At 63.5% G+C, this 17,678-nt stretch carries 16 protein-coding genes and 1 tRNA gene; 4 read left to right on the top strand and 13 right to left on the bottom strand.

From position 1 onward, the window contains the following. The first annotated feature begins 128 nt into the window (after positions 1-128). Entirely contained in the window at positions 129-1,787 is a 1,659-nt protein-coding gene (locus HUN39_RS00240; RefSeq protein WP_175092523.1) for a multicopper oxidase family protein, read from the top strand. Positions 1,788-1,924: 137 nt separating this feature from the next. On the opposite strand, the gene HUN39_RS00235 is transcribed toward HUN39_RS00240, so the two are convergent. The 3 genes from HUN39_RS00235 to HUN39_RS00225 all read right to left on the bottom strand — a co-directional run bounded on the left by HUN39_RS00235 (position 1,925) and on the right by HUN39_RS00225 (position 7,032). Further along, a complete protein-coding gene (locus tag HUN39_RS00235) occupies positions 1,925-2,854 on the bottom strand; it encodes a Spy/CpxP family protein refolding chaperone (protein WP_175092522.1) in 930 nt (309 codons plus the stop codon). A 372-nt stretch (positions 2,855-3,226) separates the two neighbouring features. Next, positions 3,227-6,766, bottom strand: a complete 3,540-nt coding sequence (gene mfd / locus HUN39_RS00230; protein WP_175092521.1) for a transcription-repair coupling factor — start codon at positions 6,764-6,766, stop codon at positions 3,227-3,229. After that, positions 6,763-7,032, bottom strand: coding sequence for an FAD assembly factor SdhE (locus HUN39_RS00225; RefSeq protein ID WP_408631381.1), 270 nt, complete (start codon positions 7,030-7,032; stop codon positions 6,763-6,765). Before HUN39_RS00225 ends, mfd begins: the two co-directional genes overlap by 4 nt. A 202-nt stretch (positions 7,033-7,234) precedes the next feature. Between HUN39_RS00225 and HUN39_RS00220 the strand changes: the two genes are divergently transcribed. After that, a tRNA-Asp gene (locus HUN39_RS00220) sits at positions 7,235-7,311 on the top strand. Between the two features lie 314 nt (positions 7,312-7,625). Continuing rightward, entirely contained in the window at positions 7,626-8,912 is a 1,287-nt protein-coding gene (locus tag HUN39_RS00215; RefSeq protein ID WP_175092520.1) for a DUF2254 domain-containing protein, read from the top strand. Positions 8,913-8,917: 5 nt separating this feature from the next. Here the strand turns inward: HUN39_RS00215 and HUN39_RS00210 are convergent, their stop codons facing one another. Continuing rightward, positions 8,918-9,109 (bottom strand): DUF6494 family protein, encoded by a 192-nt coding sequence (locus tag HUN39_RS00210; RefSeq protein ID WP_175092519.1) that lies wholly within the window; start codon positions 9,107-9,109, stop codon positions 8,918-8,920. A gap of 202 nt (positions 9,110-9,311) precedes the next feature. Then, a complete protein-coding gene (gene scpA, locus HUN39_RS00205) occupies positions 9,312-11,474 on the bottom strand; it encodes a methylmalonyl-CoA mutase (protein ID WP_175092518.1) in 2,163 nt (720 codons plus the stop codon). A 228-nt stretch (positions 11,475-11,702) separates the two neighbouring features. Between scpA and HUN39_RS00200 the strand changes: the two genes are divergently transcribed. After that, positions 11,703-11,936: a cysteine rich repeat-containing protein gene (locus HUN39_RS00200; RefSeq protein WP_175092517.1), complete on the top strand. Its 234-nt coding sequence runs from the start codon at positions 11,703-11,705 to the stop codon at positions 11,934-11,936. A 56-nt stretch (positions 11,937-11,992) separates the two neighbouring features. On the opposite strand, the gene HUN39_RS00195 is transcribed toward HUN39_RS00200, so the two are convergent. From HUN39_RS00195 to HUN39_RS00160, 8 genes are all read right to left on the bottom strand, one after another. Continuing rightward, a complete protein-coding gene (locus tag HUN39_RS00195) occupies positions 11,993-12,448 on the bottom strand; it encodes a phosphate-starvation-inducible protein PsiE (protein WP_175092516.1) in 456 nt (151 codons plus the stop codon). Between the two features lie 110 nt (positions 12,449-12,558). Further along, positions 12,559-13,239 carry an MOSC domain-containing protein gene (locus tag HUN39_RS00190; RefSeq protein WP_175092515.1) on the bottom strand — a complete coding sequence of 227 codons (681 nt, stop codon included), beginning with the start codon at positions 13,237-13,239 and terminating at the stop codon, positions 12,559-12,561. Positions 13,240-13,273: 34 nt separating this feature from the next. Continuing rightward, positions 13,274-13,615, bottom strand: coding sequence for a c-type cytochrome (locus tag HUN39_RS00185; RefSeq protein ID WP_175092514.1), 342 nt, complete (start codon positions 13,613-13,615; stop codon positions 13,274-13,276). Positions 13,616-13,656: 41 nt separating this feature from the next. Then, entirely contained in the window at positions 13,657-14,085 is a 429-nt protein-coding gene (locus HUN39_RS00180; RefSeq protein WP_175092513.1) for a universal stress protein, read from the bottom strand. Between the two features lie 402 nt (positions 14,086-14,487). Then, positions 14,488-14,679, bottom strand: coding sequence for a hypothetical protein (locus HUN39_RS00175; protein WP_175092512.1), 192 nt, complete (start codon positions 14,677-14,679; stop codon positions 14,488-14,490). A gap of 142 nt (positions 14,680-14,821) precedes the next feature. Then, a complete protein-coding gene (locus HUN39_RS00170; RefSeq protein ID WP_175092511.1) occupies positions 14,822-15,580 on the bottom strand; it encodes a class I SAM-dependent methyltransferase in 759 nt (252 codons plus the stop codon). A 10-nt stretch (positions 15,581-15,590) separates the two neighbouring features. After that, positions 15,591-16,607 (bottom strand): YheT family hydrolase, encoded by a 1,017-nt coding sequence (locus HUN39_RS00165; RefSeq protein ID WP_175092510.1) that lies wholly within the window; start codon positions 16,605-16,607, stop codon positions 15,591-15,593. A 138-nt stretch (positions 16,608-16,745) separates the two neighbouring features. Then, positions 16,746-17,621, bottom strand: a complete 876-nt coding sequence (locus HUN39_RS00160) for an S-methyl-5'-thioadenosine phosphorylase (RefSeq protein ID WP_175092509.1) — start codon at positions 17,619-17,621, stop codon at positions 16,746-16,748. Positions 17,622-17,678: the final 57 nt, after the last annotated feature.

The following is a 17,678-nucleotide window of genomic DNA, read 5'->3' as shown; positions in this document are numbered from 1 at the left end:
CGCCTTTGGGCAAAAACGCGCCCCCCGTAAAAACATGACGCGTTTTGCCGCAGTTATCAACGCCCTGAGACCACATATATAAGCAATATCTAATTTAAGTGGCGCTCGAACGCCGCTCAGGGGGATGCATGAAAAGCTTTAGGCTTTTGACGCGCCGGGGACTTCTCATCGGCGCGGGCGCAGCGGCGACGATCGGCGCCCCGGCCTTCGGCCAGGGCCATGCGATGCGCCGGATCGCGCCGAACCGGGCGTCCGACGCCTTCACGCCGGACGTTGAACTCGAATTAATCTGCAAGCGCGACAAGACGCCGATTTTGACGGGCAAGCCGACGCGCGTGTGGCGCTACGTCGGCAATCTGATCAAAGGTCCGCCCAATGCGCTGACGGCGCTGCCCGACGCTTACCTCGGCCCCTTGCTGCGGTTCACCAAGGGACAAAAGATTCGCATTCGGCTTCGCAACGAATTGCCGGAGGAAACCATCACGCATTGGCACGGCCTGCATGTGCCGATGCTGATGGACGGCCATCCGACGGCGGCGATCGATCCGGGCGAAACTTACGTCTACGAATTCGAGATCCGCAATCGCGCCGGCATGTATTTCTATCATCCGCATACGCACGAGAAGACAGCGACGCAGGTCTATCGCGGCCTGGCGGGCGCCATCATCATTGAGGACGAGGAAGAGCGCGCGCTCGGACTGCCCTCCGGCGAATTCGAAATTCCGCTCGTCATTCAGGATCGCTCCTTCGACGGCGACAATCAGCTCGCCTATGGCGACGACATGCATACGAGCATGTTCGGTTTTTATGGCGACCGCGTGCTCGTCAATGGACGACGCAATTTGACGCTCGACGTCGCGAGCCGCGCTTATCGTCTGCGGATCCTCAACGGCTCGAATGCGCGCATCTACAAACTGTGCTGGGACGACCGGACTCCGCTGACCGTGATCGGCGTCGACGGCGGTCTGTTGGAGAAGGCGGAGACGCGGCCCTATGTGATGCTCGCGCCCGCCGAACGCGTCGATCTCATCGTCGATTTCAGCGGCCGCCCGCAAGGCTCGAAGCTGACGATGCTGAGCGGAGAATTCTACGGTCTGATTCCGCCGATGGCGCAGCGCATGATGGGCAGCGATCTCGCGATGGGGGAAGAATTCCCCCTGTTTGCGGCGAGCGTGACGAAAGCTTCAAACGACACGTGGAAGCTGCCGGAAAAGCTCTCGACGATACGGCGTATCCGCAAGGAACAGACCGCCAATCCCGGCGATCCGATTCCGATCGCCATCACCATGGACCATATGGCGATGTTCCTGAACGGCCGGCCCTACGGCCACGACGACATCCAGCCGCGCGAACGCATTCCCGTCGACACGACGCAGCTCATCGAAATTTTCCATGAGCGCGGCGGCATGGGCGGGATGGGCATGGGCGGAATGCGAGGTCGCGGCATGATGGGCGGCGGCATGATGCGCGGCCGAATGGGCGGCATGGGCATGGGCATGATGGGCGGCATGGGCATGATGGGAATGATGTCGATGGCGCATCCCATCCATCTACACGGCCAGCCCTTCGAGATTATCGAGCGCAGCTTCGAGGGCGACGAGGACGCCTACGCCTCGATCCGCGACGGCTTCATCGACAGCGGCCTAAAAGACACCGTGCTCGTCACGCCCGGCGAGCGCCTGCGAATCATCAAGCCGTTCGGCGATTTCAAAGGCCGCTTCATGTATCACTGCCACAACCTCGAACATGAGGACGCGGGCATGATGCGCGAGTTCTCGGTGGAGTAGAGCGGCTCAAGACGCGCGGCGTCCGTGAAGCGCATTCTCAAATCCAGAAGCCGTCTATCTAACTCAATCTTAAAAGCTGCCTATTCAAACGCACTCCCGGTCGAGCCTTCGGCCCGCCGGGAGCGATTTTGCGCGGACTAATGCTGCATGCCGCCCATTCCGCCCATGCTTCCGCCTGAATGCGACATGCCGCCCATACCGCCGCCCATGCCGCCCATCATGTCGCCCATGGACATGCCGACCTTCATGATGCCGCTCAGCGTCTCATTTGCGGTCTTCTTCTGCTCATCGCTCAAACTGGTGAAGAGCGACTCGATCGCGGCCTTCTGCGCGCGCACCACCTCGAGATGGTCGACCATATGGTTCTCCATCATCGTGAGCTTATTCAAAACTTCCGGCTTGGAATGGTCCGCGCGCATATCGGCGGCGTCGCATTTTTGCTTGGCCTTTTGCCCTGCGGCGCGCCACGCCTCGGCGAAGGCGTTCCAGGGGCCGGTTTGCGAGTCGGTCAGTTTCAACTCGGCCCTGAGATAGGCGAGGCGTCCCTCAAGATGATCGGCGAAGCCGCAGACCATTTTGTTCATCATCCCGCCGGCGGAATGCGACATGCCGCTCATGCCGTCGCCGCCCTTTCCGCCGTCCTTGCCGCCGCCGTGGCCCATGCCCGACATTCCCCCCATCATGCCGCCCTTGCCGCCGCTCTGGCCGCCGCCCTCGCCCATGCCCGACATGCCGCCCATCATGCCGCCCATGCCGCCCATGCCGCCGCCTTGGCCCATACCCGACATACCGCCGTGATGGCCTGCATGACCTTCGTCGGCCTTGCCCGCTTCGCTCTTCCGCTCTTCGGCCTTGCCGGATTCAGCGCCGCCTGATTGCGCCTTGCCAGGGTCCGCCCATTGCGCTGGGGCGTTGGCGCCGCCGTGCTCCATCTTGCCATGGTCCATGCCGCTGTGTTCGGCCCCACCCTGCTGCGCCTGCGCCACGGAGAGTCCAGCTGCGAGGAGCAAAGCGGCGGCGCTCGCCGCAAGCAATTTTCCGCGCGATGTTTGTTTTCGCGTCGTCATGGCGCCCTCCCTTGAAATGTTTGTCGCGATCGCTCCTGTCGTCGCTGGCGCGACGAATCGTTGATGGAGTTTCGCGCATGTTGAGCGCCTAACCGAGCATCAGGCGCCGTTGAACGTCTGCAACTTTGTCACAGATCAAGCCGTGAGGCGATGGGCGAATCGTCACGCAGGCGCATGAATTTTGAAAGCGATCTTTGCTTTTTTTGAACAGATTCCGCGACGCAAAAACCGATAGGCGCAAGCCCAACGCCCGTCTTTCACTCGGCCACGTCTCTTGCGCAACGCGCGCGAGGTTCGATGTCGCAAATTCGTCGCGCCAATTTGCTTTTCTTCGCACAAGCGAAAAACGCCGCTGCGTTGCGGCGCAAAAGCTTACGCGGCCTTCTTCTTCTCCGCGATCTCGACGAGCGCGCGCAGAATTCGGCGCGTGCCGGCGAGGCGCTGTTTCGTGTTCTCGAATTCGCGGATGAACACAACGCGCATGTCGGGACGCACCTTGGCGCTTGTCCGCTGCTCCGCGACATAACGCACGAGTCCGGCGGGATTTGCGAATTTGTCTTCGCGGAACGCGACGATGACGCCCTTCGGGCCGGCGTCGATCTTCTCGACATGCGCGCGCCGGCAGAGCGCCTTGATCGCGACGATCTCGAGCAACTGCTCCACTTCCGGCGGGATCGGACCGAAACGGTCGATCATCTCGGCGGCGAAAGCTTCGATGTCCTGATCCGTTTCGAGCGTCGACAGACGACGATAGAGCTGCAGGCGCAGCGTGAGGTCGGCGACGTAATCTTCCGGTATCGTCACCGGCGCGCCGATCGCGATCGTCGGCGACCAGACTTCCTCCTGCGGCTCCTCGATTCCAGCTTTCAACAGCGTGATCGCGTCGGCGAGCATCTGCTGATACAGCTCGTAGCCCACCTCCCTGATATGTCCCGACTGCTCGTCGCCAAGCAGATTGCCGGCGCCGCGAATGTCAAGATCGTGACTGGCGAGTTGGAAGCCCGCGCCAAGCGTATCGAGCGACTGCAGCACGTCCAGACGCTTTTGCGCCTGAGGCGTGATCGTGCGGTTGGCGGGGGTCGTGAACAGCGCGTAGGCGCGCAATTTGGCGCGGCCGACGCGGCCACGCAGCTGATAGAGCTGCGCCAGACCGAACATATCGGCGCGCCAGACGATCAGCGTATTGGCGCGCGGAATGTCCAGGCCCGACTCGACGATCGTCGTCGACAGCAGAATGTCGAATTTGCCGTCGCAGAACGCCGACATCTTGTCTTCGAGTTCGCTCGCGCTCATCTGCCCATGCGCCACGACGAATTTCGACTCAGGCACGTTTTCGCGCAGAAACGCCGCAGCCTCCTCGAGGTCCTCGATGCGCGGACAGACGAAGAAGGCCTGGCCGCCGCGATAGCGCTCGCGCAGCAGCGCTTCGCGCACGATGAGCGAATCGAAGGGCGAGACGAAGCTGCGCACCGCCAGCCGGTCAACCGGCGGCGTAGCGATGATCGAAAGCTCGCGCACGCCCGTCATGGCGAGCTGCAGCGTGCGCGGGATCGGCGTCGCCGAGAGCGTCAGAACATGCACCTCGGCGCGCAATTCCTTCAGCCGCTCCTTATGGCCGACGCCGAAATGCTGCTCCTCGTCGATGATGACGAGTCCAAGATCCTTGAAGCTCACTGTCTTGCCGAGCACGGCATGCGTGCCGATCAAGATTTCGATTCGGCCGTCAGCGAGGTCTTTCTTCGTCTCGCGCGCTTCCGCGGCGCCGACCATGCGCGACAATCGTCCGATGCGCACCGGCAGGCCCGCAAAACGCTCGCTGAAAGTCTTGTAGTGCTGGCGCGCAAGCAGGGTGGTGGGCGCAACGACGGCCACCTGCTTGCCGTTGATGGCGGCGCAGAAGGCGGCCCGCAGCGCGACCTCGGTCTTGCCGAAACCAACGTCGCCGCAAACCAGTCGATCCATTGGCCGGCCGGCGGCGAGATCGTCGAGCGTCGCGTCGATGGCGGCGAGCTGATCCTCGGTTTCGTCATAAGGAAAGCGCGCGCAGAATTCGTCGTAGAGTCCTTCCGGCGGGGCGAGCTTCGGCGCCTCGCGCAGCTGCCGCTGCGCCGCGATCTCGATGAGCCCTTTCGCCATTTCGCGGATGCGATTCTTCATCCGCGACTTGCGCGACTGCCAGCCGGCGCCGCCGAGGCGATCAAGCTGCGCTTCGGCGTCCTCGCCGCCATAGCGCGTCAAGAGCTCGATGTTTTCGACCGGCAGATAGAGCTTGTCGCCGCCAGCGTAGTGGAGTTCGAGGCAATCATGCGGCGCGCCGGCAGCGGAGATCGTTTCGAGGCCGATGAAGCGGCCGATGCCGTGATCGACATGCACGACAAGATCGCCGGCGGCGAGCGCGGCGACTTCGCCGAGGAGATTTTCGTTGGGCTTGCGTTTGCGGCGGCGACGAACGAAGCGATCGCCAAGAATGTCCTGCTCGCCCAGAACCGCGTAAGCATCCGTCTCGAAGCCGTGTTCGATCCCGAGAACAGCTATGGAGACGGCCTTCGCCAACGCCTGCGGAAGCGACGCGACACGCGGCAAGTCGGGCAAGCCGTGTTCCGCGAGCACATGGCCGAGCCGCTCGCAGGAGCCCTCGGACCAGCCGGTGACGATGACCGTTCTGCCCGCGTCGCGCAGCGCCTCGACATGGTCCGCGGCCGCCTGGAACACATTGACGTCGGGCGTGTTGCGCTCGGGCGCAAAGTCGCGGCCGGTCCGCGCGCCGCAGTCGATGGCTTTCTCGCCCTCATGCGCCGCGAAAGGCGTGAATTGCGCAGCCGCGCGCCCCTCTATGGCCGCGCGCCAATCCTCAAGCGACAGATAGAGCGCGCGCGGTTCCAGCGGCTTGTAGTTTGAGGCGGCGGGATCGAGATCATGCGTATGTTTGCGCGCGTCATAATAATCCTCGATCTGCTTGACGCGCTCCGCCGCCGCATCCTCGACCAGCGGATCGAGCACGACAGGCGCCTCGCCCAGATAGTCGAAGAGCGTATCCATCCGCTCGTAGAAGAGCGGCAGCCAATGCTCCATGCCGTGGAAGCGCCGGCCTTCGCTGACCGCCTCATAAAGGGCGTCGCCACGCGTCTGCCCGCCAAAGCGCGCAGCGTAAGACTGCCGGAAGCGGCGCATCGTCTCGCTCGTCAGCCGCAATTCGCTCATCGGCGTCAGGTCGAGCGAACGGAGCTGCCCCGTTGCGCGTTGCGTATCGGGATCGAACGAGCGGATCGATTCGAGCGTTTCGCCAAAGAAATCGAGACGGATCGGGGCCGGCAGCCCCGGCGGATAAAGATCGACAATGCCGCCGCGTTGCGCATATTCGCCGGTCTCGCGCACCGTGCTGGCGCGCAAATACCCGTTCGACTCGAGCCAAAGCGCCAATTCGTCGAGCTTCACCACATTGCCGGGCGCCGCGGCGAAGCTTTCGGCGGCGACCATCTTCTGCGGCGGAACGCGCTGCAACAGGCAGTCGACGGTCGTCGTGACGACGCGCGGACGTTCAAATGAGGATTTTGCGCGCGTGAGACGCGAAAGCGCCGTCATGCGCCGCGCCACCACACCCGCGTGCGGCGACACGCGATCATAGGGCTGGCAGTCCCATCCCGGAATGTCGAGGATTTCGACGTCGGGATTGGCGAAACGCAGGGCGGTGCGAAAGGCCGCCGACCGCGCGCCGTCGCGCGCGACATGCACGAAGACCGCCGCATGTCCTTCCGCCTCGCGCGCGAGCGCGCGCGCTAGATCGGCGCTGACGAAAGCGTCGAAGCCGTCCGGCGCATGGGCGAAAATCAGCCTTTCGCCTTTGACCAGACCGCTCCGCGCCGCTTGAAGTCCCGCCGCCGCTTTCTTTAGCTTTGTCGCAGCCGCGCTCAATGGATCGGCCCGTCGTGTTGGTGAAAGGCGATGATCTGCCGCAGAACCAACGTGTCATGCTCGGCTGGAGGCTGTTCAGCCCCCGACAGCCATCGGAACACCGCGGCGTCGGGCAGGTCGAGCAGCGCCTCGAGTTCGTCCAGCGCCTGCGTGGGAAGCGTCTCGACGCGCGCGTCGACGAAGCCTCCCAACAGGATGTCCATCTCGCGCATGCCTCGCCGCCAGGCGCGCACCCGGATGCGCCGCCTGCGCATGTCGTCGTCCAACGTCTGTCTCCTTATATGGCGCGAGGCTTAATGCAGGCGCAAAGGAAAGGCAAAGGAAGGTCAGGGAAAGACGCCGAGCAGCGGGGCGCTCGCACGGCTTGCCCGGCCCCGCGGCGCTTCGTCTGAGGCTCCGCATTCGCGAAGTTCCTTGACCTCAAGATGCGGCTGCGCTATCTGGCGCCTCTCGCGTGCGCGCGCTCGCGGGGGAGTAGCTCAGTTGGTTAGAGCGCCGGCCTGTCACGCCGGAGGTCGCGGGTTCAAGTCCCGTCTCTCTCGCCATAACTTCCATAGCATCAAAAAACCTCGCACATCGCCGATCCGGCGCTTTTCCAGCGCCACCGGGGCTGGCGAATTCTTCCAACCGACGACGCGACTGCGAGGCGCAAGGCGCCCATTCGGTCGTGGCCCTCTTCCAATTCGCTTCCGGAGAAAGCGTTCTCAACTTATAAGGACGCCGGCTTATCTTCGCTGGCCAAGCGCTACGCTCCCTAACAGCCCCGCCTTCGCCTGAATTAGACCGCTGTGGCTTGGCTCCCGGCGCGCGCTATTTGCCTCTCTTGAGCTTCGACGCGGCGTTTCAGAGGGAATGGGACATGCAAAGTAAGTGGGCTTGGCGGCTGTCCCATTTCTTCCAGCAGTTATGGGTGCGGGTCACGCTTTACGCGATCGGCGCCTGCGTCACGGCCTTCGCCGCCTTCCTGTTGCGCACCTATGTGCCGGAATGGATCGACCAGGAGCTCGGCGCCGACGCCATCGAAAGCGTGCTGACGATACTGGCCTCCTCGATGCTGGCGGTATCGACCTTCTCGCTCGGCATCATGGCGGCCGCGATCGCGAGCGCCGCATCGAGCGCGACGCCGCGCGCGATACAGCTTCTGCTCGAAGATAAGACCTCTCAAAAGGTCATCGCGACGTTTCTCGGCGCATTCGTCTTCAGCCTCGTCGGAATCGTCACGCTCAAAATGGGGATGTACGGCGGCGCCGGACGGCTTCTGCTGTTCTTCGTCACGCTTGTGGTCATCGCGCTGATGTTCTGGAATTTCATTCGCTGGATTGATCTGCTGCGCGTATTCGGCCGCTTTTCGGACCTTCTGCCGCGGGTGGAGAAGGCGACCGCCGAAGCGCTCGAGGAGCGGCTCGAATCGCCATACCTCGGATGTAACCCCTCAATCGAGCCTCCACCCGAGAACGCGACGCCGATCCATGCGGAGCGGCCGGGCTATGTCCTGCACATGGACCTCTCGGCCGCGCAGGAAGCGGCGGAAGAGACAGGCGCGACCGTGTGGATAGAGGTGAACCCCGGCTCCTTCGCGCATCGCACCAAACCCCTGTGTTACGTCGCATGTCCGAACATCGAGCAAGAGCGGCTCAAGGAGCTGACGGAGACTCTGCGAGGCGTTTTTTCCGTCGGCGACAATCGAACCTTCGAGCAGGATCCCCGATTTGGCCTGATCGTGCTTTGCGAAATCGCATCGCGCGCCCTATCGCCGGCGATCAATGATCCCGGCACGGCGATCGACGTGCTCACGCGGGGCGCGCGCCTGCTCGCTCTATGGGAGACCCGCAGCGAAGCGGAAGTGAACTTTCCCAACATCTATTTGCCGCCGCTCGACGTCGGCGACATGTTCGAGGATTTCTTTCGCCCCATCGCGCGCGACGGCGCCGCCATGGTCGAAGTGCAGATCTGGCTGCAGAAAATCCTGCTCGGTCTGGCGCGCGATGACGAAACGACCTTCGGCAAGGCCGCCCTCCGCCAGTCCGCGGACGCCCTGGCGCGCGCCGAAGCAAAACTAACCCTCGAGTCGGAAAAGCAGCAGATACGCGCGCTCGCTGCACAGATCGACGAGGCCGCTCGCTTCGTCGAGGCGCCGACGATCTGACCGGCTCAGCGAACGTCGATCTCGGTTTCGACGACGTGGTTGAGCGGCGTGCCTTCCGCCGTCAACGCCATGCGCAGCTTCAAGCGGCCATTATCGACCTTGTGCTCGCGCACGATGCGCTCGATCTCGCGCTGCGAGGTGACGCCCACCTCCTTGAGAAACTTCCGAACGGCCATGTTGAAAGCGTCTTCGTCCATCGTGCTTCTCCCGACTTCGCGCAATTTAGATAACGCTTTTTTGTAGCGCTGCTATTGCCTCTCCCCAACCCTCCCCCGCTCGCTACGCTCGCGGGAGAGGGAGCGGATTGCGCTCGTCAATCAGGATGGTGCGAATCGTCGTGAGCGTCCCCTCTCCCGCGATAGCGGGGGAGGGACAGAGAGGGGGCAGTAAACCCGTCAGTTACCCCGCCTTCGCCACTTCGCGCTGCGCAAAGCCCAGACGGATATTCAGCTCGTATAGCAACTTCTCCGCCGCCAGCGGAATGTTGGTGCCGGGCGGGAAGATCGCCGCCGCGCCAGAATCATACAGCGCCTGGAAATCATCAGGCGGGATGACGCCGCCGACGACCATCATGATGTCGCCGCGCCCGGCGCGCCTCAGCGCGTCGCGCAGTTCCGGCGTCAGAGTCAGATGGCCGGCGGTCATCGTCGAGACGCCGACGATATGCACGTCGGCTTCCGCCGCTTTCCTGGCGACTTCGTCGGGCGTCGCGAAGAGATCGCCGATGACGACGTCGAAGCCCATGTCGGCGAAGGCCGAGGCGATGACCTTCTGGCCGCGATCATGGCCGTCCTGGCCCATCTTGGCGACGAGGATACGGGGCTTGCGCCCGACGTTCTCTTGAAAGTCGCGCGTCATGCCGATGACGCGGCCGAGATGGACGCTCTCCTTGCCGGCCTCGCGCGCATAGACCCCCGAAATCACATTGGCCTTCGGCTGATGGCGGGAGAACACTTTTTCGAGCGCGAAAGAGATCTCGCCAACGCTAGCCTTCGCCCGCGCCGCCTTGACGGCGAGATCGAGAAGATTGGCGCTCGATGTTGCGCCGTCGGTCAGCGCGTCGAGCGCTGCTTGCGTCTTCGCTTCGTCGCGCTCATCACGCAGTCGCTTGAGCTTATCGAGCTGCGCGGCGCGCACCGCGGCGTTGTCGACCTTGAGCACATTTGGCTTGGCGTCGTTCACCGGCTGATATTTGTTCACGCCGACGACGACCTGCGTTCCGCTGTCGATGCGCGCCTGCGTCTTCGCGGCCGCCTCTTCGATGCGCTGCTTGGGAACGCCGGCGGCGATCGCCTTGGCCATGCCGCCAAGCGTCTCGATCTCCTCGATATGCTTCCAGGCCCCCTTGGCGAGCTCCGCGGTCAGGCGCTCCACATAATAAGAGCCGCCCCACGGATCGATGATGCGCGTCGTGCCGCTCTCCTCTTGCAGCACAATCTGCGTGTTGCGGGCGATGCGGGCGGAGAAGTCGGTCGGCAAAGCGAGCGCTTCGTCTAGCGCATTGGTGTGCAGCGACTGCGTATGCCCTTGAGTCGCCGCCATCGCCTCGACGCAGGTGCGGATGGCGTTGACGTAAACATCCTGCGCCGTCAGCGACCAGCCGGAAGTCTGGCAGTGCGTGCGCAACGTCATGCTCTTCTCGGACTTCGCCCCGAGATCCTTCATCAGCCGCGCCCAGAGCAGGCGCGCGGCGCGCAGCTTTGCGACCTCCATGAAGAAATTCATGCCGATGGCGAAGAAGAAGGACAGACGCGGCGCGAAGGCGTCGATGTCGAGTCCCGCGGCGACGCCGGCGCGCACATATTCGACGCCGTCGGCAAGCGTATAGCCCAATTCGAGATCGGCCGAGGCGCCAGCCTCCTGCATGTGATAGCCGGAAATCGAGATCGAGTTGAACTTCGGCATATGTTTTGAGGTATAGGCGAAAATATCCGACACGATCCGCATCGACGGCTCTGGCGGATAGATGTAGGTGTTGCGCACCATGAATTCTTTGAGAATGTCGTTCTGGATGGTGCCGGTCAGCTTCTCGGCTGGCACGCCCTGCTCTTCCGCCGCGACGATGAAGAGCGCGAGAACCGGCAGCACCGCGCCGTTCATCGTCATCGACACGGACATCTGATCGAGCGGAATGCCGTCGAAGAGCGTGCGCATGTCATAGATCGAGTCGATCGCGACGCCCGCCATGCCGACGTCGCCCATTACGCGCGGATGGTCGGAATCATAGCCGCGATGGGTCGCGAGATCGAAGGCGACGGAGAGGCCCTTCTGTCCGGCGGCGAGGTTGCGCCGGTAGAAGGCGTTCGAGTCCTCGGCGGTGGAGAAGCCCGCATATTGGCGGATCGTCCAGGGCTGGGCGACATACATCGTCGGATAGGGTCCGCGCACGTAAGGCGCGACGCCGGGATAGCCGTCGACGAAGGCGAGGCCCTCGATATCCGCCGGCCCATAGGCGTTCTTCACCTCTATCCCTTCCGGCGTCAGCCAGCGGCGGGGCTTCGCCTCCTGCTCGGGCGCGACGGGCGCAAAGGGAATCGATGCAAAGTTCGGTATCGCGGACATTCTTTCCTCGGCTATTTGCCGTTTTCTCTTAGACCAGAGCGGCCTGTCTCGCAAAGCCGTGGCCGCAAAGGGCAGAGCGCGGCGATTTGAAGCGCTGCGGGTCAGCCCCTGCTCGGCGCACCTTTTTCGCTCGGCGCGCCGTCCTCTTGCCCTGACCGCGGCAGGCAGGTCACAATCAGATTCCCGGCCGATCGCCTTCGCCCAAAAACCCCAACCCAGGAAATTGACATGCGCCATTCCCTAAGCCTGTTGCTGATCGCCCTCTTCGCCAGCGTGGCGCCCGCGCAGGCCTTGCCGGGGAACCAGATTCCCGACGATGTGAAGGAAAGATGCAAATCGGACTATTCGAGGCTGTGCAGCGGCGTCATGCCCGGCGGCGGGCGGGTCCTCGCCTGTTTTCAGGCGCATAAGGCCGAAGTCACGCCGGACTGCGCCGATGCGCTCTCCAAGATGAAGAACTGACGCGCCGTCTCCCGCGCTTCCGCCGCTGACGGCGGGAGCGCGCCTCACCGGCGCGTTCAGCCGTCCACGCCGTCCGACGCCTTGGAGGAAAATCGCGCCGAGGCATAGCGGATCGTGAGGACGGCGAGCGAGAGAATGAGCGTCGCGCCCGCGAGGATCAGTATGCCGACGTCTGGGAGCGATTCCGTCTGCACATAGCCGATCATGTGGCGGGTGAGCGCCGTGATGCCGACATAGAGGAGGAAGCGCACCGGCATGTGGTTGGTGCGGAAATAGATGCCGACCATCGAGCCGATTTCGAGATAGATAAAGAGCAGCAACAGGTCTTCGATCGAAGCGTGCCCCTTCGTCGCCATTTCGAGAAACGCTTTCGCCGCCGCCCAGACCGTCGCGCCGCCGATCGCGAACAGTCCCAGAAGGTGGAAAAGTTCGGTGAGCAGGTAGCCGATCGGATCCATCCGATCCAGCAATCGACGCACCGCCGGGTGTTGCTTCCTGTCCAAGTCTTTCATCGCTTGCCCACAAGGTTGTGCAGCGCCCAGCATGGTCGAAGGCCACAGCGTCAACGTCGCGCATGGCGCCGCCGGACGCAAATGACTTTGTCGCCAAAGCTCCTTTGCGCCTACTCTCCGAGCCGCCGCCTCCAGTCTTCCACCTTGCGGTTTTCGATCCGCCTGCGCGCGAGCGCCCGCCAGCTTTCCGCGAGCTCCGGCAGCGCGGTCATCTCAGTGAGTTCGTCGAAGGCGCGCGGGCGCACGTAGAGCAAGGCGAAAAGCCGGGCGAGCGGCCAATCGGCACGGGGCCGCTCGATAAGCCGCAGATTGTCACCGGGCCGCGCCGCGCCCGTTTCGAGAACGCGGTAATACCAGCCGCAGCGCATCGTCTCCTGCGTGCGCCGCGCCATGTCGCGACGGCCGAAGCGAAAATTGAGGGTCAGGCAGGGCTGTCGTCCCTGGCTCACCTGCAGGCGCGCGCCGCCGAGCGCGAAGACGTCGCCGACGCAGACCTCAGCTTCAGTGAGCCCGCTCGTCGAAATGTTCTCGCCGAAGGCGGGCGCAACCAATTCGCTCGCAAGTTCCGGCAAATCCGCGCGCCAAGCGTCGTAATGCTCGCGCGGATAATGGTGCAGCGCTTTCTCGGCGCCGCCATGATGACACCGATCCGCCTGCCGATCGCCGACGAGCCCTTCCGACTCGATGCGCCAGGGCGGCTCAAGCGGCGCCTTGCGGATCGCGCTTTTGCGGCCTGGGGCGATCTCGCGCGGGCGCCCCGCATAGAGCCTGTCGATAGGGAGTTCAACCATCGCGATTCATTCCCGCGCCAGCGGTCGCGCAGGTCTACCTCTGGATGGAGTTGAGATAGGCGAGCAGCGCTTCGATCTGCGCGGCGCTGAGCCGGAACTGCGGCATCTCGACGCCTTCATGGCCGACGACAATGCCCTCGGCGAGCGCCTCTTCGAGATTGTGCAGCGGATATTTTCGCGCGAGATCGCGAAACGGCGGCGACTTGGGATTGGCGCTGACGCCGCGCGCGCCGACCGCATGGCAGCGACCGCAATTTGCTTGCGCGATCGCCCGCCCGCGCTTCAGCAGTTGGGCGTCGACAGGCGCTTTCGCCGCGGCGGCGCCGGCGGCGAGCAAGAGGCAAATCGTAATCGCTACAGCCGCGAATCGAAGCATCGCCGAAGTCTAGCCGCGCGCCCGGCGCCTGTCACCGCGCCCTATTTGCGCACGACAAGCACCGAACATTTGGCGTGACGCACGATGGTCTTGGCGTTGGAGCCGAGCAGATAGGTCGCCATCGTCGGGCGATGCGAACCGACCACGACAAGGTCGGCGCCCCATTCCTCGGCCTCGGCGAGCACTTCCGGGTAGACCGCGCCGAAGCGCACGATCGAAGACACGCGTTCCGCCGGATAGGCGATCTTGCCACGCAACACTGCGAGGTCCTTTTCGGTCGCCTCGCGCATCTCCTCGTCGAAATTGGGCGGAATGTAGTCGATGAAGGCCACCGGAACGAGCGGCTGAACATTGACAAGCCGAAGCTCAGCCTCATGCTCCACTTTTGCGAGCGCCACCGCCGCGTCGAGCGCGAGCTGCGTGACTTCCTCCTCGCCGATCTCCACCGCCACCAGAATTTTCTTATACATCCCCGCCTCCCGATGCGCGCGGCGTCGACGCCGACTCACTCCTTCATAGCGCGACTGGCGCCGCCGAGCCACTGACCCGCATCCGATGAGGTCAAACCGCAGACGCGCCGCAGAAATTGTAGTTGAAAAGGGACATGAACATCGAATCGGAAATTGATTATTTCAGCACGTGGAAAACGCGCCAGCAGAATTTCGACAGTTATTTTTTCTCTGCTTACGACAAAATCTCCGGCGGCGGCTGTCCGAACGACGACGCCGACAGGCATTTCGGCTTGTGCAGCGAATCCGGCTTAACGAAGGACGTTCCGCTGATGAAGTGCAAAAAGCGGCGCGCCGGCGCTAGCGCAGCGCGCGATCCTTCGTCGCGGGGACGACACTGTCCCCCGACAGCCGCTCAGAAATCTATTCGACCGCTTCGGCTTTGACGAAATTCCAGGACGCCGTGTCGACGATCCGGCTTTCGCGACTCTCATTGCTGAGCTTGGCGCGGGTCCCTTCGACCGCTGTGACGGTCCACAGATCGATCTCTTCGTCCCAGGCGCCTTCGCAATTCACAAGCGTCGTGACTTTATAGATTTTGCCAGCCTCAAGCATGTTGCTGTCCTGTGCTGAACGATTCCCTCGGGAAAAATACGGCATTGGCTCAACGCGACGACTCTTCATCGTCGCCAAGAAACGGGCAAAATTAGGGAAAGCCGCGGGCGACACGTAGGATAGCGCTCGCCAATACTTAAGTTCACGGCGTGTTGACGCCGCAGCGCATGTAGAGCGGGACGCACAGCGGCAGATCCGGCGGATGCGCGCTCCAGGCCTCCTCCAACTCCCGATCGACGAGCGCCAGCGGATCGCGGCCATAATGCAGTCTGTATTTCTCGACCGCGGACCAGGTCTTCAGAAAGCTCACGAACTCGCTTTTCGATCGCGCAACCGGCGTCTGAAACTGCGGGCAATCGATCTCCTTGAACGGAAACGGCAGGGTCTCGTAGCGCTCGAAATAGAGCGCCGAATTCTCCGCCCAGAAGGGGCCGAGAATATCCTCCTTCAGCGTGCGCAGGATCGAATCGATCGGCTCGACATGCGTTCGCGGCCAGTCATAGGTCCATGCCGCGATGATCCCCTCGGGGCGCAAGGCGCGCCGCGCGTTTACGTAAAAATTCGGCAGATCGAACCAATGGATCGAACAGGCGCAGGCGATGAGATCGACCTCCGCGCGCAGGCCAAGATCATCTTCCGCGCGCGCCAGACGATAGTCGACATTGGGCTCCTTTGGCGCGAGCGCCAGCTGCCGGGGATCGGGATCCGTCGCGAGCACGCGTGTGAAATGGCGCGAAAGTCCGAACGCCGCCTGCCCGCTCCCCGAGCCGCAGTCCCAGGCGAGACGATCCTGTTTCGCGACGCTTGCGAGCCACGCGAAAAGCGCGTCGGGATAATGCGGGCGAAAGGCGCGATAGTCGTCGGCATTGTCGCCGAACACCATCGTCTGGCGTGCATTCATCGCTGCGGTCTCACTTCGTCTCGAACATGCCTTGCGGGCCCAGACCTTTTTGCTTGAGCCACAACGCCGTGGCGCGATCATGCCAGGGCGTCAGGCTGCCTACGCCATGGAAGCCCATGTGTCCCCCGCCCTGCGTCAACGCCGCCTCGATCATCGGCAGATTCGACCAGTCGATCGCCGTGTAACTCTCCGCCGGGACCCAGGGGTCGTCCAGCGCGTGCAGGATCAGCGTCGGCAGCGTTGCGCCCGCGAGGAAATTCTTCGCGGCGTTGGATTCGTAATAGTCCTGCGCGCCCCGGTAGCCAAAATGCGGCGCGACGAAGCGATCGTCGAATTCGTAAAGATTGCGAGCGCCGGCGATCGCGGCGCGCTCGGCGGCGGTGAGCGCGGCGCTCGGCGCCAGCGCTTCGCGTTTCATCTCATTGAGCATGTAGCGATGATAGACGAAATTGCGCGGCGCCATCAGCCGCGCGCAGGACGCAGCCAAGTCGATCGGCGTCGACACGGCGACGGCGGCGTGAACCGGCAGCCCATGGCCGCCCTCGCCGACGAATTTTAGCACGAGATTGCCGCCGAGCGAATTGCCGATGAGCACAATGCCATGACGGACGAGTTCCGCCGGCAGGCCGCGTAGCGCCGCGACGAGATCTTCAGTCTTGCCGGCGTGGTAGCGCCCGCCCGAGGTGGCGCGCGAGGGCGCGGAGCCGCGCAGATTGAGGCGCAGCACCGGCCAGCCTTGGCTCACGAGATAGCGCGCCGTGGCGACGCCATGCCGGCTGGATTCGGAGCCGGCGAGCCCATGCGTCAGAACGATGAGCGGCGCGCCGGCATCCGTTGTCGGCCGGTCGAGCCGCGCCGCCAGAAGATCGCCGTCGGGCATGGCGAGCAGCAGCCGCTCGCCGCCTATAAGCTCCGGCGGCGCCCCGCAGATGATGTTGCGCAGGGTCTGCAGATCGCCGCCGAGCCAAGGCGCCCGCTCGCGAAAGGGAGGAAGCGAGGGGTTTGAGGAGGTGGGTTCACAGCGCATTGTTCCTAGCCTACAGCCGACTGGGCAGGCTGGCGAAAGCTGGTCGCAAGATCAGCTTGCCGCGTTGGATTTGGCCAGCGCAGCGCAGCCTCTCGCTCCGTTCGTGGGTGAGCCTCGTGGCCGACCGTACTTCGCCCCTCACCCCCCATTCACCCTTTTCATCACCGCATCGAGCTTCTTCAACAATTCCGGATCGCGTGCGTCCGGGGCGGTGATAATGGCGTTATCAAGCGCGCGGTCCGAGCCGATCGGACAGGGCTCGTGTTCGCGCGGGAAATCGGTCAGAACCCGCGCCAGCAATCGCGCGACCGTCGCCGAATTCTTCTGAACGACCGCGATCACCGAGGCGATGTCGACATTGTCGTGCTCGGGGTGCCAGCAATCGAAATCGGTCACCATGGCGACGGTGGCGTAGGAGATTTCGGCTTCGCGCGCGAGCTTGGCTTCGGGCATCGCCGTCATGCCGATCACGTCATAGCCGGCGGCTTTGTAGGTGAGCGATTCGGCGTAGGACGAAAACTGCGGGCCTTCCATGCAGACGTAGGTTCCGCCGGCGAGATGATCGACGCCCTCGGCCTTCGCCGCCGCGCCGATGCGGGCGGAGAGCAGAGGCGCGATCGGATGCGCCATCGACACATGCGCGACGCAGCCGTCGCCAAAAAAAGAGGATTGGCGCGCGAAGGTGCGATCGACGAATTGATCGATCAGCACGAAGAGACCGGGAAAAAGTTCGGATTTGAACGAACCGCAGGCGGAGACCGAAATCAGATCGGTGACGCCGGCGCGCTTCATCGCGTCGATATTGGCGCGGTAGTTGATGGTCGAGGGCGAGAGCCGATGGCCGCGCCCGTGCCGCGGCAAAAAGACCGCCTGGGTCGCGCCGAGTTCGCCAAAGACGAGTTCGTCGGAAGGCTCGCCCCAGGGCGTCGTCACCCGCTCGCGGCGGATGTTGGCGAGCCCCGGTAGATCATAAACGCCTGACCCGCCGATTATTCCGACGACCGCTTTGGTCATGAATTATGTCTCCTTCGACAGCTGTTGCTTGGCCGGTTGTGGGCCGGCGCCGAAAAT

Origin of the sequence: Methylocystis silviterrae, from assembly GCF_013350005.1 — a bacterium.
GTDB lineage: Bacteria > Pseudomonadota > Alphaproteobacteria > Rhizobiales > Beijerinckiaceae > Methylocystis > Methylocystis silviterrae.
This window is presented reverse-complemented; position numbering and strand designations above follow the sequence as displayed.

Bases quoted from the DNA above. Each gene is read 5' to 3' on its own strand.
- scpA (WP_175092518.1), bottom strand. From the start codon at position 11,474: ATGTCCGCGATACCGAACTTTGCATCGATTCCCTTTGCGCCCGTCGCG.
- HUN39_RS00165 (WP_175092510.1), bottom strand. From the start codon at position 16,607: ATGCGCTGTGAACCCACCTCCTCAAACCCCTCGCTTCCTCCCTTTCGC.
- HUN39_RS00240 (WP_175092523.1), top strand. From the start codon at position 129: ATGAAAAGCTTTAGGCTTTTGACGCGCCGGGGACTTCTCATCGGCGCG.
- HUN39_RS00235 (WP_175092522.1), bottom strand. From the start codon at position 2,854: ATGACGACGCGAAAACAAACATCGCGCGGAAAATTGCTTGCGGCGAGC.
- HUN39_RS00170 (WP_175092511.1), bottom strand. From the start codon at position 15,580: ATGAATGCACGCCAGACGATGGTGTTCGGCGACAATGCCGACGACTAT.
- HUN39_RS00210 (WP_175092519.1), bottom strand. From the start codon at position 9,109: ATGGACGAAGACGCTTTCAACATGGCCGTTCGGAAGTTTCTCAAGGAG.
- HUN39_RS00185 (WP_175092514.1), bottom strand. From the start codon at position 13,615: ATGCTTCGATTCGCGGCTGTAGCGATTACGATTTGCCTCTTGCTCGCC.
- HUN39_RS00200 (WP_175092517.1), top strand. From the start codon at position 11,703: ATGCGCCATTCCCTAAGCCTGTTGCTGATCGCCCTCTTCGCCAGCGTG.
- HUN39_RS00195 (WP_175092516.1), bottom strand. From the start codon at position 12,448: ATGAAAGACTTGGACAGGAAGCAACACCCGGCGGTGCGTCGATTGCTG.
- HUN39_RS00160 (WP_175092509.1), bottom strand. From the start codon at position 17,621: ATGACCAAAGCGGTCGTCGGAATAATCGGCGGGTCAGGCGTTTATGAT.
- HUN39_RS00180 (WP_175092513.1), bottom strand. From the start codon at position 14,085: ATGTATAAGAAAATTCTGGTGGCGGTGGAGATCGGCGAGGAGGAAGTC.
- HUN39_RS00175 (WP_175092512.1), bottom strand. From the start codon at position 14,679: ATGCTTGAGGCTGGCAAAATCTATAAAGTCACGACGCTTGTGAATTGC.
- HUN39_RS00215 (WP_175092520.1), top strand. From the start codon at position 7,626: ATGCAAAGTAAGTGGGCTTGGCGGCTGTCCCATTTCTTCCAGCAGTTA.
- HUN39_RS00190 (WP_175092515.1), bottom strand. From the start codon at position 13,239: ATGGTTGAACTCCCTATCGACAGGCTCTATGCGGGGCGCCCGCGCGAG.